At 59.1% G+C, this 18,528-nt stretch carries 17 protein-coding genes; 7 read left to right on the top strand and 10 right to left on the bottom strand.

All coding sequences use genetic code 11. From position 1 onward, the window contains the following. The first annotated feature begins 17 nt into the window (after positions 1–17). Positions 18–605: a DNA-3-methyladenine glycosylase I gene (locus tag ACE1BR_RS19955; protein WP_374873358.1), complete on the top strand. Its 588-nt coding sequence runs from the start codon at positions 18–20 to the stop codon at positions 603–605. A gap of 80 nt (positions 606–685) precedes the next feature. On the opposite strand, the gene ACE1BR_RS19950 is transcribed toward ACE1BR_RS19955, so the two are convergent. Next, the gene (locus ACE1BR_RS19950) at positions 686–2,722 is read right to left on the bottom strand and encodes a bacteriohemerythrin (RefSeq protein ID WP_374873356.1); all 2,037 of its coding nucleotides are present in this window, start codon (positions 2,720–2,722) and stop codon (positions 686–688) included. Between the two features lie 252 nt (positions 2,723–2,974). Here ACE1BR_RS19950 and ACE1BR_RS19945 point away from each other — a divergent pair, with 252 nt between their 5' ends. Beyond that, entirely contained in the window at positions 2,975–3,631 is a 657-nt protein-coding gene (locus ACE1BR_RS19945; RefSeq protein WP_374873354.1) for an OmpA family lipoprotein, read from the top strand. A 266-nt stretch (positions 3,632–3,897) separates the two neighbouring features. On the opposite strand, the gene ACE1BR_RS19940 is transcribed toward ACE1BR_RS19945, so the two are convergent. Genes ACE1BR_RS19940 through tusA form a run of 3 tightly spaced genes read right to left on the bottom strand, consistent with a single transcriptional unit; the run spans position 3,898 to position 4,631 of the window. Beyond that, complete coding sequence (locus ACE1BR_RS19940) at positions 3,898–4,005, bottom strand: endoribonuclease L-PSP (protein WP_010672406.1); 108 nt, start codon at positions 4,003–4,005, stop codon at positions 3,898–3,900. A gap of 10 nt (positions 4,006–4,015) precedes the next feature. Next, positions 4,016–4,363, bottom strand: coding sequence for a RidA family protein (locus tag ACE1BR_RS19935; RefSeq protein WP_374873352.1), 348 nt, complete (start codon positions 4,361–4,363; stop codon positions 4,016–4,018). Between the two features lie 22 nt (positions 4,364–4,385). Next, positions 4,386–4,631: a sulfurtransferase TusA gene (gene tusA / locus ACE1BR_RS19930; RefSeq protein ID WP_005342448.1), complete on the bottom strand. Its 246-nt coding sequence runs from the start codon at positions 4,629–4,631 to the stop codon at positions 4,386–4,388. A gap of 169 nt (positions 4,632–4,800) precedes the next feature. On the opposite strand from tusA, the gene ACE1BR_RS19925 reads away from it, so the two are divergent. Then, positions 4,801–4,992, top strand: a complete 192-nt coding sequence (locus tag ACE1BR_RS19925; protein WP_374873350.1) for a hypothetical protein — start codon at positions 4,801–4,803, stop codon at positions 4,990–4,992. Positions 4,993–5,067: 75 nt separating this feature from the next. Here ACE1BR_RS19925 and ACE1BR_RS19920 read toward each other — a convergent pair whose 3' ends face one another. From ACE1BR_RS19920 to ACE1BR_RS19895, 6 genes are all read right to left on the bottom strand, one after another. Continuing rightward, a complete protein-coding gene (locus ACE1BR_RS19920; RefSeq protein WP_374873348.1) occupies positions 5,068–6,306 on the bottom strand; it encodes an ABC transporter substrate-binding protein in 1,239 nt (412 codons plus the stop codon). A gap of 4 nt (positions 6,307–6,310) precedes the next feature. Next, the gene (locus ACE1BR_RS19915) at positions 6,311–7,756 is read right to left on the bottom strand and encodes an ATP-binding protein (RefSeq protein ID WP_374873346.1); all 1,446 of its coding nucleotides are present in this window, start codon (positions 7,754–7,756) and stop codon (positions 6,311–6,313) included. Further along, positions 7,753–8,475: a response regulator gene (locus ACE1BR_RS19910; RefSeq protein ID WP_005339475.1), complete on the bottom strand. Its 723-nt coding sequence runs from the start codon at positions 8,473–8,475 to the stop codon at positions 7,753–7,755. Before ACE1BR_RS19910 ends, ACE1BR_RS19915 begins: the two co-directional genes overlap by 4 nt. A 278-nt stretch (positions 8,476–8,753) precedes the next feature. Next, positions 8,754–9,917 carry an acetyl-CoA C-acyltransferase FadA gene (gene fadA, locus ACE1BR_RS19905; protein WP_374873344.1) on the bottom strand — a complete coding sequence of 388 codons (1,164 nt, stop codon included), beginning with the start codon at positions 9,915–9,917 and terminating at the stop codon, positions 8,754–8,756. A gap of 21 nt (positions 9,918–9,938) precedes the next feature. Beyond that, complete coding sequence (gene fadB, locus ACE1BR_RS19900) at positions 9,939–12,086, bottom strand: fatty acid oxidation complex subunit alpha FadB (RefSeq protein ID WP_374873342.1); 2,148 nt, start codon at positions 12,084–12,086, stop codon at positions 9,939–9,941. A gap of 204 nt (positions 12,087–12,290) precedes the next feature. Beyond that, positions 12,291–14,228 (bottom strand): acetoacetate--CoA ligase, encoded by a 1,938-nt coding sequence (locus ACE1BR_RS19895; RefSeq protein WP_374873340.1) that lies wholly within the window; start codon positions 14,226–14,228, stop codon positions 12,291–12,293. Between the two features lie 190 nt (positions 14,229–14,418). Here ACE1BR_RS19895 and pepQ point away from each other — a divergent pair, with 190 nt between their 5' ends. Genes pepQ through hemG form a run of 4 tightly spaced genes read left to right on the top strand, consistent with a single transcriptional unit; the run spans position 14,419 to position 18,387 of the window. After that, complete coding sequence (gene pepQ, locus ACE1BR_RS19890; RefSeq protein WP_374873338.1) at positions 14,419–15,741, top strand: Xaa-Pro dipeptidase; 1,323 nt, start codon at positions 14,419–14,421, stop codon at positions 15,739–15,741. Beyond that, complete coding sequence (locus tag ACE1BR_RS19885; protein WP_374873336.1) at positions 15,741–16,358, top strand: YigZ family protein; 618 nt, start codon at positions 15,741–15,743, stop codon at positions 16,356–16,358. Before pepQ ends, ACE1BR_RS19885 begins: the two co-directional genes overlap by 1 nt. A 39-nt stretch (positions 16,359–16,397) precedes the next feature. Continuing rightward, the gene (locus ACE1BR_RS19880) at positions 16,398–17,855 is read left to right on the top strand and encodes a TrkH family potassium uptake protein (protein WP_374873334.1); all 1,458 of its coding nucleotides are present in this window, start codon (positions 16,398–16,400) and stop codon (positions 17,853–17,855) included. 7 nt (positions 17,856–17,862) lie between these two features. Next, positions 17,863–18,387 (top strand): menaquinone-dependent protoporphyrinogen IX dehydrogenase, encoded by a 525-nt coding sequence (hemG, locus tag ACE1BR_RS19875; protein WP_374873332.1) that lies wholly within the window; start codon positions 17,863–17,865, stop codon positions 18,385–18,387. The last annotated feature ends 141 nt before the right edge of the window (positions 18,388–18,528 follow it).

Below are 18,528 nucleotides of genomic sequence, written 5' to 3'. Positions count from 1 at the left end.
ATAACGAGGGAGAGGAAATGGAACTGCGCTGCGCATGGGTGACCAAGGACCCGGAATACATTGAATACCATGACAAACAGTGGGGCAGGCCGGTTTATGACCCCCGCGAGCTGTTTGCCAAGCTCTGCCTCGATGGCCAGCAGGCGGGGCTGTCGTGGATCACCATCTTGAAGCGCACCGAAAGCTACCATCGCGCCTATGCCGACTTTGATCCGGTGCTGATCGCCCGCTTCGACGAGCAGGATGTGGAGCGGCTGATGCAGGACAGCGGCATTATCCGCAACCGGCTCAAGGTGCAGTCGATCATCAAAAATGCCCGCGCCTGGCTGGCGTTGCAGGAGCAGGGGATCGACTTCGCCGATTACCTGTGGGGCTTTGTCGGCGGTGCCCCCATCGTCAACCAGCGCCAGGGTAACGGCGATATTCCGGCAACGTCGCCCGAGTCGGATGCCATGTCGAAAGCACTCAAGAAGCTCGGCTTCAACTTCGTCGGCAGCACCATCTGTTATGCCTTTATGCAGGCGGTGGGAATGGTGAACGATCATCTGGTCAGCTGTCCTTGCCACGCCGAATGCCAGCAGGCTGCCCGTCCCGCCCGTACATAATCGCCTTGCCAAAATAGCCCCGCAAACAAAAACGCCAGTCATGACTGACTGGCGTTGGCTCGGTTTGGGAAGGGGATAAACTACTGTACCCCCGCCTTGATCATGCACTCGCTGTATTGCTTGTCCACCTTCAGGATATGGTTGAGCAGCCAGCTCTTGAGGAAGATGATCATCTCCATGTTGAGATCCTGTTCGTCGCCATCTTCGCGGCGGATCAGGTTGCCCAGCTCGGCCAGCAGCCTGGCATGCTCCTGTTTGTGGCGCTGCAGATCCGGATAGCGCGCCTGTTCCATACTGCGCTCCTCGTCGGCAAAGTGCTGAATCGCCAGCTTGAGCAGCTCGTCCAGCCGCTGTTTGCGCACCTGCACCGGACTGTTATCACTGACCGCGTGGTAGAAGCGGTTCATCGCTTCGAACAATCCCTGATGCTGGCGATCCACACTCGCTACCCGCACCATGAATGTCTCGTTCCAGTGCAGCAGGTCATGCTCATGTCCCGTGGATTTCGGCGGGCTCACCTCGAACTGATCGCTGATCAGGCTGATCTCCTCATTGGACTGGTTCAGGTCGCGAGTGTGGGCGCGGCTCTCGCGGGCCAGCTCGAGGCATTCACGAGCAATATTGGCAACCTGCATAACGTTGCGATTGGTCTCTTCAGCGACCTGAGCCTGTTGCTCGGCCGCTGTGGCGATCTGGCCATTCATATCGGCGACCCGGGTAATGGCCGAGACAATGGCATTGAGGGTTTCGCCGGTGCCCGCGGCCTGATTGACCGCCTGTTCGCTGACGTTGCGAGTGGTGTGCATGGTGCTGACCGCATGGCGGGTGTTGTTCTGCAACGCTTCGATCCGCTTCTGGATATCGACGGTGGCCGCCTGGGTGCGGGTTGCCAGCTGGCGAACCTCATCGGCGACCACTGCAAAACCGCGTCCCTGTTCGCCAGCCCGGGCGGCTTCGATGGCAGCATTGAGTGCCAGCAGGTTGGTCTGCTCCGAGATGGTGCTGATCACCTGCAGTATGTTGCCGATCTGGCTGCTCTCCTGATCCAGCTGGGTTACTTCACCGGCGGATTGCTCGATATGGTTGGCCACCTGACGGATAAGGGCGATGGTTTGACTCACCTGCTGCTGGCCATCGTGAGCCTGGCGCTGGGTTAGCAGCGTATCCTGACTGGCCTGCTCGGTATTGTGTTCGATGTTGTGGACGGTGGCGGTCATTTCGTTGATGGCGGTCGCCAGCAAGTCGGTATTTTGCTGGGCTTGCTGCATGCTGCTCAGGGTGCTGCCCGAGTGCTTCATCAGCATCGCCATCTTGTCGTGGGTTTTGTGGGATACCTGTTGGACCGAGCCGATCAGGCTGTCGATATTGTCGAGGAAGCGGTTGAAAACCGTGGCGAGGTAGGCGAATTCGTCCTGTCCCTGACTACGCAGGCGGAAGGTGAGGTTGTGGCTGTGGTTGGCCAGCTCGACCAGTTGGGTCATCAGATGCTGCAATGGTCGCACCGTTTTGAGATAGATAAACAGCAGCATCAGCAAAATAATGGTCAGGCTGGTGACCAGCAGTAGCAGATCCTGGCTTTGCAACGCTTTGCTTTGGTCTTCGATCTTCGTTTCTTGTTGCATTAACTGCTGATGTTGCTGATCCAGCGCCCCCTCCACCTGGCTGGCGATGGTATCGGTTATCGCATCAAACCCCTCGCCTGGCTGCTTCATCAACAGGTTGCCCGCCTCACGCCCCCCTTTCAGATAGGCATCGACCATCCGCTTGCCAATATCGAGTTGCTTGGTAAGCAGGGGGGAGAGGGTATTTTGCAGTTGTGGCAGGGTATCCAGCAGTTGGCGGGCGGCCTGAGCGTGCTGCTCCGCCTCGCCGATGGAGTCCTGTTCGCCCGATACGGCCGCATCAGTGAGAAATTGCTGCACCTGAGTGGTGTGATAGCGCAGCTCCTGCAGGGCAATTTGGTGGTTGGCGCTGGTGATCAACTGCTCAGGCAGTTGCCCGAGCCGATCAGTCAGAGTGCTGCGCCAGATGCCCCCAAGTACCATGGTGAGGAGAATGACGAGACTCGCTCCCAGCAACAGACGCCGGATCGAGAGGTTATGAAGCAGAGCAGGCATGGAAAGATCTCTGAGAGCTGTTGATAGTACCTTCAATAGTAGTCAACGGCGTCACATTGCGGCCTGCTGTTTCTGATTATTTTGGTTTCGTTCGGGGCTTTTGTGCTAGCTGATAACCTGGGCGGTTTGGCCGAATGACGGCTATCTGTCAGAAGAGGGCGTAACCCGTATCCTGACGTCACACCTTGGCACTCCTCTGGGGTAGAATGCGCGCTCTCCGGTTTAGAGTCGGTTTTTTTCAGAGGTTTTTTCATGCATTTCAAGACACTTGTTCCAGCCGTTGCGCTGGCCGTAGCCCTGAGTGGCTGTACTACCAACCCGTACACTGGTGAGCAGCAGACCGGCAAGGCCGCGTGGGGCGCTCTGGCGGGGGCTGCTGCCGGTGCCGCGGTGGGAGCACTCTCCTCCAGCAAGGGTGACCGCAAGAAGGGTATCCTGACTGGCGTGGCTGCCGGTGCAGCGCTGGGTGGGGGTATCGGTTACTACATGGATGTACAGGAGGCCAAACTGCGCGAGAAGTTGCAGGGTACTGGCGTCAGCGTTACCCGTAATGGCGACGAGTTGATCCTCAATATGCCGAACAACGTCACCTTCGACAGCTCCAGCTCCCAGCTGAAAGCGGCCGGTGCCAACACCCTTTCCGGTGTAGCCATGGTGGTTGCCGAGTTCGACAAGACTCGCCTGAATGTGGTCGGTCACACTGACAGCACCGGCTCCCGCGACCTGAATATGAAGCTTTCCCGCGACCGTGCCGATGCCGTTGCTGCCCAGCTGATTGGTCAGGGTGTGGCGGGCAGCCGCATCGCTACCCGTGGCGTCGGCCCGGATCAGCCGATTGCTACCAACAGCACCGCGGCTGGTAAAGCCCAGAACCGCCGTGTGACTATTACCCTGACCCCGACAGCCTAAGTCGTCCGGTTTTCGGTAACGAGAAGGCCCCGCCAGTGATGGCGGGGCCTTTCTATTGGAGCCGTTGCTTGCAACGGCGCCTTGTTGTTTGCACCCTTCTCCCCTTGTGGGGGAAGGGCCGGGGATGAGGGGAGCTGCAAACCTTGTTGTAAACATAGCCAACAAACGGAAAGCCCCCTCACCCTGCCCTCTCCCAAAGGGAGAGGGAACAGACCCCGGATCGGGCTACTCCCTTAGCAATTGGTCACGGCCTTGCATCGCGTGGCTTAGACAGCTGCAGTGAGCTGCACTTCTACCTTGTAGCCTTCGTGGGCGAGGCGGGCTTGTACGCAGGCGCGGACTGGCGCAGTGTCGGCATCAGGGGAGCCAGGCATCCCGTTTTGCTTAGACAGCTGCAGTCAGCTGCACTTCGACCTTGTAGCCTTCGTGGGCCAGACGGGCCTGTACGCAGGCGCGGACCGGTGCGGTGCCAGCCGGGATCCAGGCATCCCACTGCTCGTTGAAGGCAGCGATGTCCTGAATGTCTTTGAGATAGATATTGGCCATCAGGATCTTGTCGACGCCGGAGCCATTGGCCTCCAGCAGACGTTGCAGGCTGCTCAGTACTTCGCGAGTCTGCTGGTGGATGTCAGCTTCTTCGCTGACGGGGACTTCTACCACATAGAGGGTGCCATTGTGGATGACCACGTCTGACCAACGCTGGGTGGTGCCGATTCGGGTAATGGTTGTCATGGAGTGCTCCGGAAACGGGGGCTTACTGACCCTTGCGGATCAGATAACGGTAGGGGGCCTGCTCTGTCTCGCTGGCGACCAGGGTGTGATCCATAAAGCGGCAGAAACTGGGGATGTCGCGGGTGGTTGAAGGATCGTCGGCGCTGACCAGCAGGGTCTCGCCATCCGCCATCAGTCGCACTTTTTTGCGTACCATCATTACGGGTTCCGGGCAACGAAGCCCGATTGCATCCAACTCATGGGTTGCATCGCAGAATAAATCACTCATCTATTATCAACCTTCAACCTATTCGGCTGCCAATGATACTCAGGGCTAAAAAATAAGCAAATAAACGGCCTGCCAACCAGCATATGTAACCGAAATGTTATTCAGCCCTACCCAGCTTGCGCCGGACGAGTAATATAAAAATTGAACCATATTCAACAAGGAGGTGAATATGCAGGTCTCCTACGGCAGATTACAGGCCTACGCAGGCATGGGGTTCTTGTCCTTCGCCATGATAGTGATGGGCAGCCCGATCGGGAATACCGGTACCTGGTTCGGCTCCATGGTGATGGTCGGGTTGGGGCTCTGGATCGAGCTCAGCGATTACTACGATGAGGAGGAGGACGAAAACGATCAATCCTGAACCGGATGACGATTCAACTACAAAGGCGGAGTAACTCCGCCTTTGTCATTTCTGCCGCTCAGCCATTTGGCTGGCTCAGCGGGTCGAGCGCATGGCCCGCTCCAGATGCAGCGCCGTCTGCTCCGGGTTGGCTTTGGGATCGTTGAAGAAGTTGCTCAGCACATCCATGATTGCCTGCCGCATATTGGTCGGTGTGGCCATCCCTTCTGCCATGCTGGGCAGCAGGTTGTCCTCTTTTTCCGCCAGCAGAAAATCCTGATAAGAGTGGACGGCGCAGCGGTCAAACTTGCTCATGTTCGGGTTGGTCAGCGCCGGGATCGAGCCTTTCACTCGGTTGAACTCCTCCTGAAATTTCGGCGTCATCAGCAGTTGGGCCAGCTCGCCCTGCGCTTGTAGCTGGGCGGGATCCCGCTGTTTGAACATGGCGATGGAGTCGAGGTTGTAGCTAAAGAGGCCAGCGCTACCCGGGCTGGGCAGGCAGGCGATATCCTCACCCGGTCGATAGTTGCCCGCGCTCAGCTCCCCCTTCACCCAGTCCCCCATCACCTGCATGGCGGCACCCCCGCTCTCCATCAGATTGGTGGCCTGATGCCATTTCAGTCCGGCGTACTTTTGTGGCACATAGGCGCGTAGTTGCTGGAAACGGGTCAGCACCCGCACCATCTCGGGGCCGGTCAGCGTTTCGCTATCCTGATCGAGAAATGCTTTGCGATAGAACGCTTTGCCGCCTTCGCCGAGCGCGACTGTTTCAAACAGTACCGCCAGCTGCCAGGGTTCGTTGCCGATTGCGAGCGGGGTGATGCCCCGTTTTTTAAGTTGGTCGGCGACCGCGACGAACTGGGCCCAGTCGGTGGGCGGGGAGAGCTTCTGCTGCTCGAACACCTTGCGGTTGAGCCACAACCAGTTGACCCGGTGAATACCGGTCGGTACCGCCATCAGGGCACCATTCTGGCTGAGGGTGGCCCGTACCATGGGGGGCATTTTGGTGTACCAGCCGAGATGATCGGCCATCGGGCTGAGATCGCGCAGAAAGCCGAGCCCGGCCCACTCCTTGAGTTCATAGCCCTTGAGGTGGGCAGCCTCCGGCGGGTTGGCCGCCAGCGCCCGGCTTTTCAGCACCGTCATGGCACTCTTGCCACCGCCGCCCTGTACAGCAAAGTCGTTCCACTGGTTGCCCTGTTCGGTCCACTCGGATTTGAGTACCTCCACCGCTTTGGCTTCGCCGCCGGATGTCCACCAGTGCAGCACTTCCACTTGCGAGGCGCTAACCGGTAGTGATAACAGGCTGATGACAGAAAAAGACAACCACTTCATAAGGTTACTGCCTTGGTAGAGAGAGTGTGGCCTGTAGGCCACCTTGCGGACGGTTTTCCAGCACCAGATCGCCACCGTGGGCGTGGGCAATGTTGCGGGCGATGCCAAGGCCGAGGCCGGTTCCCGCCTGATCGGTACTGAGCCGGTAATAGGGCTCGAAAATGCGCTCGAACTGATCTTCCGGCAGGCCGGGGCCCTCATCCATGATGAAGAGGATCAGCATCTCCTCGTCATCCATGATGATGATGCGCACCCGCTGGCCGTACTTGATGCCGTTGTCCACCAGATTGCCGATGCAGCGCTTGAGCGCCAGCAGCTTGCCGCGATAGGGCCACTTGCAGTGGCCTTCGATAGTCAGCCGCTCGTCGTGCAGGTTCATCGACTCCGCCATCTGCTCCAGCAGGGCATTGATGTCGATCTCCTCGATGTTCTCGTGGATGTCGGTCTCTTTGACCGTCTGCAGCGCCCCTTTCACCATCAGCTCCAGTTCGTCGAGATCCTTGTTGAACTTGCCGATCTGCACCTCGTCGTCGAGCAGCTCGACCCGTAGCCGCAGTCGGGTAATGGGGGTCTTGAGGTCATGGGAGATCGAGCTGAACAGCCGCTCCCGATCATCGATATAGCGCCGGATCCGGTGCTGCATGATGTTGAAGGCGCGGGTGGCCGCCACGATTTCCGAGGCGCCCTCCTCTTTGAGGGAGGGCTGGTCGATATCCTTGCCGAGGTTGACTGCCGCCTTGGCGAGACGACGCAGGGGACGGGTCTGCCAGCGCACCAGCATGAAGGTAAAGAAGCAGAGGAACACTGTCATCAGGGCGATGAAGCGCACCTGATTGCTCGGCATGACTGTGTCATCCAGCGTCATGTAGGGGGCGGGCAGCAGGGCCGCCAGATAGAGCCACTCCCCCTTTTCAATCTCGATCTGGGTCACCAGCACCGGCGGGTTGAGCGGTTCCAGCGACAGGGTGTAGCGGGCCCAGGAGGAGGGGAGATCCGCCAGCAGTGTGTCGTTGTTGAAGACGTGGAGATCTTCGGGTCGCGAGAAGTCCACCTTGATCGCCATGGCGTCGGAGAGCTTGCGGGTCAGAACCCCCTGCACCTCCTGCAGCACCAGCATCTTGCGCTCGCTCTCGGGAATGGCATTGATGTGGATCTCTTCCTCGTTGAGAGAGACGAAGAAGCGGCTGCCGCCCATGTTGCGCAGCTGGTCCAGCGCGATATGGCGGTACTGCAGCGGCAGGGATTTGAAGAAATTAACGGTGGAGGCGGCGGAGAGCGCCAGATTGCGGGTAGTGCTGATCATCCCCTCCAGCTCCCGCTTCTGGATCTGCTGCATCCAGATGCCGGTCAGAATGGTCTGGGAGAGCAGGATGGCCAGCAGCAGCAGCAGGATCATCCGTGACAGCAGAGAGCGGGGCACCAGCGCCCCCCAGGACCATTTGTTGCTCATGGCAGTTCGTGCACCTCGGCAATCAGCATGTAACCGCTGCCGCGAATGGTCTTGATGATGCGCGGGCTCTTGCCGTTGTCGCCCAGTTTCTGGCGCAACCGGCTGATCTGCACGTCAATGCCGCGCTCCATCGGCAGGCTCTCGCGGCCGCGGGTGGCATCCGAGATGGTATCCCGATCCAGCACCACGCCGGGTTGTTGCAGGAACATGCCGAGCAGCATGGCATCACTGCCGGAGAGATCCAGCAGGCTGCCATCGTCATGGGTCAGCTGGTGGCTCAGGGTATCGAGGGTCCATTCGGCAAAACGCAGCCGCCGACTCGGCTCTTTCTCTTTTTCCGGCTGGCGGAATTCGGCACGGCGCAGCAGCGCCTTGATGCGGGCCTGCAGTTCACGGGGGCTGAACGGCTTGGCGATATAGTCGTCGGCACCGAGTTCGAGGCCGATCACCCGATCCGCTTCGTCGGAGGCGGCGGTCAGCATGATGATGGGAACCTGAGAATCACGACGGATCTGCTGGCAGAGGGTAAAACCGTCCTCGCCGGGCATCATGATGTCCAGAATAATCAGGTCCGGGCTGTGCTGGGCGAGTTGCTGGCGCATCTCGTTGCCCTCCGCTGCCGTCAATACCTGAAAGCCCGCCCGGGTCAGGTACTCATTGAGCAGCTCGCGGATCTCTTGGTCGTCATCGACGATCAGCAGTTGTTTGCTCATTGACATATGTATGTGCATCCACCCATTTTTTTGTGCAGATTGAACCTGTCGGGGGAGTAAAAAGCAAGCAAGCCCCCCATCTAATGTGAGGTTTAAGGCAATAACAGACTATTGATAAGTTTGAAATGAAAAAAGGCCGACCCAAACGGGACGGCCAATAGACAGCTTCTGACCACTGACGATTACCCCGTGTGGCGATCGTCACAGCCGTTAAAAGGGGCCAGTCAGACTGGCCCCGAAAAGGGACAACTCTCAGTAGTGCATCCCGTCGATCCGGCTGGTTATCACACCCGTTCAAACACGGTGGCGATGCCCTGACCCAGACCGATACACATGGTGGCAACCCCTAGCGTGGCATCCTTCTCCTCCATCAGGTTGATGAGGGTGGTGGAGATGCGCGCACCGGAGCAGCCGAGCGGGTGGCCCAGCGCAATGGCGCCGCCGTTGAGGTTTACCTTCTCGTCCACCAGATCCTGCAGACCTAGGTCCTTGACGCAGGGCAGGGACTGGGCGGCAAATGCCTCGTTCAGCTCGAACAGGTCGATGTCGCCGATGGTCAGACCGGCACGCTTGAGCGCTTTCTGGGTCGCTGGCACCGGGCCGTAACCCATGATGGCGGCGTCGCAGCCTGCGATGGCCATGGCACGTACCTTGGCGCGTGGGGTGAGGCCGAGCGCCTTGGCACGATCCGCACTCATCACCAGCATGGCGGCGGCGCCATCGGACAGCGCCGAAGAAGTGCCCGCGGTGACGGTACCGTTGACCGGGTCAAATACCGGGCGCAGTTGGCTCAGAGTTTCGACCGTGCTCTCCGGGCGGATCACCTCGTCGTAGTCGTAGAAGAAGCGGGCGCCGCTGGCGTCATGGCCTTCCAGCCCGACGATCTCCTTGGCAAAACGCCCTTCCACGGTTGCAGCATGGGAGCGGCGGTGGGAGCGGGCAGCAAACTCATCCTGCTGCTGACGGCTGATGCCGTGCAGCTTGCCAAGCATTTCGGCAGTCAGCCCCATCATGCCGGAGGCTTTCGCCACCGACTTGGCCATGCCGGGATGGAAGTCGACGCCATGGCTCATCGGTACGTGACCCATGTGCTCGACGCCGCCGATGATGAAGATATCTCCATCACCCACCTGAATGGCGCGGGAAGCATCGTGCAGCGCCTGCATGCTGGAGCCGCACAGACGGTTGACGGTGACCGCCCCCACCTGCTTCGGAATACCGGCCAGCAGCGCGGCGTTACGGGCGATGTTGAAGCCCTGCTCCAGGGTCTGCTGCACGCAGCCCCAGTAGATATCCTCGATCTCGTTCGGGTCGAGGTTAGGGTTGCGCAGCAGGATGGATTTCATCAGGTGCGCGGACAGATCTTCTGCACGCACGTTGCGGAAGGCGCCGCCCTTGGACCGGCCCATGGGGGTCCGGATACAGTCGACAATGACTACGTCTTTCATGAATGGATCTCCTTTCCGCAATCAGTAGAAGGTTTTGCCCTGGGCGGCCATCTCACGCAGCTTGTCGCTGACGCGGTAGAGCGGGCCCAGATCGGCATACTGGTCGGCCATGGCCACGTAGCGATCCAGACCTATGGTGTCCAGATAGCGGAACACGCCACCGCGGAAGGGAGGGAAGCCCAGACCGTAGACCAGTGCGATGTCGGCTTCGGCTGGCGTGGCAACAATGCCCTCTTCCAGACAGAGCACTACTTCGTTGATCATCGGGATCATCATGCGAGCGATGATGGCGTCCTTGTCGAACTCCTGTTTCGCCTTGGCAATGGGGGCCAGCAGCTCGTAGGCAGCGGCATCGGCCACCTTCTTCGGCTTGCCTTTCTTGTCCTGCTCGTAGGCGTAGAACCCCTTGCCATTCTTCTGGCCGAAGCGGCTCACCTCATACATCACGTCGATGGCGGTGCGGCCTTCCTTGCTCATACGTGCCGGGAAACCCTGCGCCATCACGTCACCGGCATGGTGACCTGTGTCGATGCCGACCACGTCCAGCAGGTAGGCGGGGCCCATCGGCCAGCCGAACTCTTTCTCCATTACCTTGTCGACGGCGGCGAAGTCGGCGCCATCGGCGACCAGCTTGTTGAAGCCGAAGAAGTAGGGGAACAGCACGCGGTTGACGAAGAAGCCCGGACAGTCGTTGACCACGACCGGGGACTTGCCCATGGCGGCGGCATAGGCCACCACGCGGTTGATGGTTTCATCGGAGGTCTGCTCGCCGCGGATGATCTCCACCAGCGGCATGCGGTGTACCGGGTTGAAGAAGTGCATGCCGCAGAAGTTCTGCGGACGCTTCAGCCCCTTGGCCAGCAGGGAGATGGGAATAGTGGAGGTGTTGCTGGCGAGCACGGCGTCTTCACCAATGATCCCTTCCACTTCGCCCAGTACGGCGGCCTTCACTTTCGGGTTTTCGACCACGGCTTCGACCACTACGTCCACATGCTTGACGTTGTCATAGCTGAGGGTCGGGGTAATGGCAGAGAGCACCTGGCCCATCTTGATGCCGTCGATGCGGCCTTTTTCGAGCTGGCCGTTAAGCAGCTTGGTGGCTTCACCCATGCCAAGTGCCAGCGCCTTCTCGTTGATATCCTTCATCACCGCCGGAATGCCCTTGCTGGCAGACTGGTAGGCGATGCCGCCCCCCATGATGCCGGCACCCAGTACGGCGGCGTGGCTAGTGGCCTTAGCAGCCTGCTTGGCCGCCTTCTTGGCCAGCGCCTTGATGTGTTGATCGTTGAGGAAGATCCCGACCAGCGCCTTGGCGACATCGGTTTTGGCCAGCTTGATAAAGCCTTGTGCCTCGACCACCAGCGCTTCGTCACGGCCCATGCCTGCGGCGGCCTCGACGGTTTTCACCGCAGTCATCGGTGCCGGATAGTGTTTGCCTGCCACGGCGGCAACCATGCCTGCGGCGGTGGTGAAGCTCATCATGGCTTCCAGTTTGGAGAGACGCAGCGGCGCTTTTTTGGCGGCACGACGGCCTTGCCAGTCCAGCTTGCCCGCGATGGCGTCTTTCATCATCTGTACCGCAGCGCTCTGCAGCGCCTCGGGGGCGACCACCGCATCGATAGCACCCACCTTGAGGGCGTCATCGGCACGGACATCCTTGCCGGTGGTGATCCACTCCAGCGCGTTGTCGGCACCGATCACTCGCGGCAGACGGACTGTACCGCCAAAGCCCGGCATGATGCCGAGTTTGGTCTCGGGCAGGCCGATTTTGGCTGTGGTATCAGCCAGCCGGAAGTCGGTAGAGAGAATGGTCTCGCAGCCGCCGCCCAGCGCGTGGCCCTTGATGGCGGAGAGGGTCGGAACCGGCAGATCTTCGATAGCGTTGAAGATGTCGTTGGCCTTTTTCAGCCAGCCGAGCAGATCTTCTTGCGGCAGATCGAACAGTTCCAGGAATTCGGTAATGTCGGCACCGACGATAAAGGCGTCTTTGCCGGAGGTGAGGATCAGACCTTTTAGTTCACGTTCTTGTTGTAGTGCGGCGATCGCTTCGCTCAGGGAGAGCAGGGTAGCGCGATCCAGCTTGTTGACTGAACCCGGGGCATCAAACCTCAGCTCGGCAATGCCGTTTTCGAGGTAGCTGACCGACAGGGTTTCGCCTTGGTAGATCATGAGAGTGTCTCCTTGTTCCCACTCAGTGGGGGGTGTTGCTCCTTTATCCCCAGCAGGGGGCGAGGCTCACTATTGATCCAAAAGGAGACATTTTCAACACCTATTTAAAACATTTGTTTAACAGTTATCGAGTAAAAGCTCCTCATCACAAAACGGGCAAAAGAGAGGCGCCTTGCGGCGCCTCCGATGGATGTGAGTTTGTTCTCAACTGGCCAGTTCCGGCCGGTTGCGATACTGGTTCAACACTTCGGGATCGGCGAGGGCATGGGTGTTGTTGACCGGCCGGTTGTGCACCACTTCCCGCACCGCCAGTTCGACGATCTTGCCGGACTTGGTGCGGGGGATGGCATCCACCTGCAGGATACGGGCGGGCACGTGGCGGGCGGTGCAGTGCTGTTTTATCTGCTGGCGGATCCGCTCGCGCAGCGGCTCATCCAGCTTGCAGCCCGCCTTGAGTTTGACGAACAGCACCACCCGCTCGTCCTGCTGCCACTGCTGGCCGATGACGATGCTCTCCTCCACCTCGTCCAGCTGCTCGACATAGCGATAGATCTCGCTGGTGCCGATCCGCACGCCGCCCGGGTTGAGGGTGGCGTCGGAGCGGCCGTAGAACAGAATGCCCCCGGTCGGGGTCAGCTCGATCCAGTCGCCGTGGCACCAGATGTTGTCGAACCGCTCGAAGTAGGCGGCGTGGTACTTGTCGCCGTTCTCGTCACCCCAGAAGTAGATGGGCTGGGCCGGGAACGGCTTGGTACAGACCAGCTCGCCCTTCTCCCCTTGCACCGGCTGCCCCGCTTCGTTGAACACCTGCACCGCGAGGCCGAGGCCGCGCCCCTGACTCTCGCCGCGATAGACCGGGCTGAGCGGATTGCCGATGACGAAGCAGGAGCAGATGTCGGTGCCGCCGGAGATGGAGCTGAGCTGCACATCCTGCTTGATCTGCTGATAGACGTAGTCGAACCCCTCCGGCGACAGCACAGAACCGGTGCTGCAGATCAGCCGCAACTGCGGCAGCTGGTGAGTCTTGATGGGGGCATAACCCTGTTTGTGCAGCGCATCGAGATACTTGGCCGAGGTGCCGAATAAGCTGACCTGCTCGTCGCGGGCCAGATCCCACAGCACATTGCCATCCGGGTAAAACGGCGAGCCGTCATAGAGCACCAGGGTGGCGCCGGAGGCGAGGGCGCTCACCAGCCAGTTCCACATCATCCAGCCGCAGGTGGTGAAGTAGAAGATCCGCTCCCCCGGCTTGATGTCGCAGTGCAGCTGGTGCTCTTTCAGATGTTGCAGCAGGGTGCCGCCGATGCCGTGCACGATGCACTTGGGTTTGCCGGTGGTGCCGGAGGAGTAGAGGATGTAGAGCGGGTCATTGAAGGCCATCGGCTCGAAGGTGAGCTGGGCACCGCTTTGGCTGGCCAGTAGTTGTTGCCAGTCGTGGCCAAGCTGCAGCGGGTTGCCGAGCAGTGGGATCATCACCGTCTGCTCTATGCTGTCGATCTGGCTGACGACCCCTGCCACTTTATCCTGAATGTCGATAGCCTTGCCGTTGTAGCGATAGCCATCCACCGCAAACAGCACTCGCGGCTGGGTCTGGCCGAAGCGCTCTACCACGCTGGCCTCGCCAAAGTCGGGGCTGGTGGAGGTCCAGATTGCCCCCAGACTGGTGGTTGCCAGCATGGCTACCACGGTTTCCGGAATATTGGGCAGATAGGCGGCAACCACATCGCCACGACCAATCCCCTGATGGCGCAGCCATTGAGCCAAGCGGGCAACCTGTTCTCCCAGTTCACGCCAGCTCAGAGTGCGGCTTGGGCTCTCTTCGATGCGGGAGATGATGGCCGGGCTCTCGTCCTGGCGGCGCAGCAGGTTCTCGGCGAAGTTGAGGCGACTGTCGGGGAACCAGCGGGTGCGCTGCATATCTTGACGGTTCTCCGCCACTATGTTGCCGAGCTCACCCTTGACGCCGCAGTGTTGCCACACCAGTGGCCAGAAACGGGTGGTCTTCTCCACCGACCATTGGTAAAGCTGCGGATAGTTCTGCAACTGCAAGCCGTGGAAACGGTTCACCTCCGCCATAAAACGGTAGAGGTTGGATTGCTGCATCCTGAGCGGATCCGGTTGCCACAGGCAGAGGTTGTCCATGAGTAGTCCCTGACTTCATGTATCTACCGGCAGTGTATTGAATTGTTTTTGATTTGTTAATGTTTGGTTTTGTGTTGATAACAAACAGGTTGTAACGCATGCGTTACCTCACGAAGCGGCAGCTTGACGGGTCGAGCCGCCCCGAGCTTGATGTTATGCTGCTATCACATTCACCTCGGAGCAGGACGCCATGAGCAGCTACAGCCAACTTTTTGCCCAGCATCTCGATACCTTGCAGCAACGCACCCGCGATATCCTGCAGCAACAGGGGCTTGGCGGGCTGGCCATCCACTCCGGCCAGACCCACCGCATCTTCCTCGATGATCAGGATTACCCGTTCAAGGTAAACCCGCACTTCAAGGCCTGGTTGCCGGTGCTGGACAATCCCCACTGCTGGCTGCTGGTGGACGGGGTGAACAAACCAATCCTGCTGTTCTATCGTCCGGTCGATTTCTGGCACAAGGTGGCTGATCTGCCCAATGCCTTCTGGGTCGAATTCTTTGATATCCGTTTCCTGACTCGACCCGAGCAGGTGGCCGATCATCTGCCGAGCAACAAGCAAGAGTGGGCCTACTTGGGCGGTCATCTGGAAGTGGCCGAGCTGCTGGGGCTGACCCAGCCCAATCCCGAAGCGGTGCTTAACTACCTGCACTATCACCGCGCCTACAAGACCCCCTACGAGCTGGAGTGTCTGCGCGAGGCGAACCGCATCGGTGTCCGTGGCCATATCGCGGCCAAGGACTCCTTTATGGCAGGGGCGAGCGAGTTCGAGATCAACTTGGCCTATATGAAGGCGGTCGGGCAGGGGGCCAACGAGGCACCCTATGGCAATATCGTCGCCATCAACCGCAATGCGGCCATCCTGCACTACACCCACCTCTCTGCCATCCGGGTGCCGGATGCCGAGCGTTACTCCTTCCTGATCGATGCGGGCGTCGATTTCCACGGTTATGCCTCCGACATCACCCGTACCTGGGCGTGGCGGCGCGGCGAGTTTGCCGATCTCATCGCGGCGCTGGATGCGCAGCAGCAGGAGATCATCGGTGAGATCAAACCGGGCCGTCGTTACAGCGAGTTGCATCTGCAGATGCACCACAAGCTGGCGCGCCTGCTGCAAGCGACCGAGTTGGTGGACATGTCGGTGGACGAGATGATCCACACCGGGGTGACCAACGTCTTCTTCCCTCACGGTCTCGGTCACTTCCTTGGCTTGCAGGTACACGATGCGGGTGGTTTTATGCAGGATGAGCGCGGTACCCATCTGGCGGCTCCTGAGCAGTTCCCCTATCTGCGCTGTACCCGGGTGATGGAGGTAGGCCAGGTCTTTACCATTGAGCCCGGTCTCTACTTCATCGACAGCCTGCTGGAGCCGCTGCGTCAGGGCGAACAGGGCAAGCGAGTCAACTGGAACAAGGTGGAGGCGCTGCGTCCGTTCGGCGGCATCCGCATCGAGGACAACGTGGTGCTGCACGCCAACGGGGTGGAGAACATGACCAGACAAGCAGGGCTCTGATGGCGGTAGCCTATTCCATTCCGGCCGCCCCGCTGGAACTGACCGAAGAGATCAAGAAGAGCCGCTTCATCACCCTGATTGCCCACACCCCGACCGTCGAGGCGGCCAAGGCGTGGGTAAGCGAGATAAAGAGACAACACCCTGTCGCCCGCCACCACTGCTGGGCTTTTGTAGCTGGCGCGCCACAAGACAGCCAGGTCTATGGCTTCAGCGATGATGGCGAGCCATCCGGTACTGCGGGCAAACCGATCCTGGCCCAGCTGATGGGTTCTGGATACGGAGAGATCTGTGCTGTCGTGGTGCGCTATTACGGCGGTATCCAGCTTGGTACCGGCGGTCTGGTCAAAGCCTATGGCGGCGGTGTGGGATCCGCGCTCAAGCAGCTGGTGACCGAACTCAAGGTGCCGCGAACTCCTTCCTCCATTCATTGCGACTATGGCGATATGGGTGTGGTCGAGTCACTGATCAGCAGCCACAACGGCGATCTGCTGGCTGCTGATTACGGCCAGCAGGTCACTCTGCAGGTGGCGTGGGAATCTTCCGTGTGGGCTCAGGTTGATCGGGAATTGACCGACCGAACTCATGGACGGGTATCCCTTAGTCCCTTAGATGGCTAGAATCCATCGCTCTTTAATAATTGGGGAAAGGGAGCAGTAATGCACATTCGGAGCATCATTCGCATCGTAGGCCTGCTGGTTGCGCTGTTTAGTTCGACCATGTTGTTGCCTGCACTGGTGGCCTTTGGCTACCGGGATGGGGGTGGGGCCGAGTTCATCAACTCCTTTTTCGTCGCCCTGTTGCTCGGGGTGGTGCTCTGGTTTCCCAACCGCTACCACAAGAAAGAGATGCGCTCTAAAGAGGGTTTCCTCATTGTGGTGCTGTTCTGGACCGTGCTGGGCAGTGTCGGTGCGGTGCCTTTCATCATGAGCGATGTGCCGGATATGTCGGTTTCGGAGGCCTTCTTCGAGTCGTTTTCCGGTTTGACCACCACGGGGGCGACAGTGCTGACCGGGCTGGACAATTTGCCCAAGGCGTTTCTGTTCTACCGCCAGCTGTTGCAGTGGCTGGGTGGGATGGGGATCATCGTACTGGCGGTGGCCATTCTGCCGCTGCTCGGGATCGGTGGCATGCAGCTCTACCGTGCCGAGATCCCGGGACCTGTCAAGGATACCAAGGTGACGCCGCGTATCGCCGAAACGGCCAAGGCGCTCTGGTTCATCTATTTATTGCTGACTGCGCTCTGTGCCCTGGCTTATTGGCTGGCGGGGATGACGCTGTTTGATGCGGTGTGTCATTCGTTTTCGACCCTGTCGGTCGGTGGTTTCTCTACCCACGATGCCAGCATCGGTTTCTTCAATAGCCCAGTTATCAATCTGATCACGGTGGTATTCCTGCTGCTGGCCAGTGTGAACTTTGCGCTGCACTTTACCGTATTCTCCCATCGTCCAATCCAGCTCGGGCGCTATCTTTATGACTCCGAGCTCAAGGTGTTCCTCGCCATTCAGGCAACCTTGGTGCTGATCTGCTTTGTCGCCTTGCTGACGCACGGGCACTACGCCACTTGGCAGGAGGCGCTCAATCATGGTCTGTTCCAGGCGGTTTCGTTGGGAACAACGACTGGTTACAGCACCACAACGTATGCAGATTGGCCCTCTTTTCTGCCCATGTTACTGATGTTCTCCGCCTTTATTGGCTGTTGTGCGGGAAGTACCGGGGGCGGCATCAAGGTGATGCGCTTCATGATCCTGTTTATGCAGGGTATGCGCGAGTTGAAACGTCTTGTGCATCCGCGGGCGATCTATACCTTGAAGCTGGGACGGCGGGCGGTGCCCGAACGCATCGTCGAAGCAGTGTGGGGTTACTTTGCCACCTATATCATTCTCTTCTTTATCTTCATGCTGCTGCTGTTGATGAGTGGCCTGAACGAGGTAACGGCGTTTTCAGCCGTGGCGGCGGCCTTCACCAACGTAGGCCCGGGGTTGGGAGAGGTCTCTGCCAACTTTGGCAATATCTCGCCAGCGGCACAGTGGGTGCTGGTGGTGGCCATGTTGTTTGGTCGATTGGAAATTTTCACACTTCTGGTACTGTTTACCCCTGCATTCTGGCGTAGTTGAGGTTGTTATGAACAAGATTCTGGTGCTTTATTCCTCTCGGGATGGCCAAACCCGCAAAATCATCGATGTCATGCTGGAGCAGATGCCTGGATGCGAAGTGGTGATGCACGATCTGCATACCTTGCCGATGTGCAACCTCAGCAAGTATGCCAAGGTCTTGATTGGCGCCTCCATTCGCTATGGCAACTATCACCCCAGCCTGTTCAGTTTTATTCATGCCCATCAGGAGCAGTTGGAAGTGGCCAATGCGGCCTTCTTCTGTGTCAACCTGACCGCTCGCAAGCCAGAGAAGCAGACGCCGCAAACCAATGCCTATATGAAGAAGTTCCTGCGTCTCTCACCCTGGAAGCCGAAAACCATGGGGGTGTTTGCTGGTGCATTGCAGTACTCCAGCTATAACTGGTGGCAGACCCGCATTATCCAGCTGATCATGAAGATCACCGGTGGTAGCACTGATACCAGCAAGGACCTCGAGTTTACCGATTGGGAAAAGGTGCGCAGCTTCGCACGCGAATTCTGGTCAAAAAGGTAGCAGTGTGATGTAAATTCAGGGTTTATTGCCTGAAAGAGCCCCGCCGATGCGGGGCTTTTGTTTAATAAAACAACGGTTGAATCGAAAAACTGCAAAAAGTGCCATCTTTTGCAGTTTTCCTCTTGTCATCCCGGCGCGGCT

It is taken from the genome of Aeromonas sp. MdU4 (assembly GCF_041929505.1).
Lineage (GTDB): Bacteria > Pseudomonadota > Gammaproteobacteria > Enterobacterales > Aeromonadaceae > Aeromonas.
This window is presented reverse-complemented; position numbering and strand designations above follow the sequence as displayed.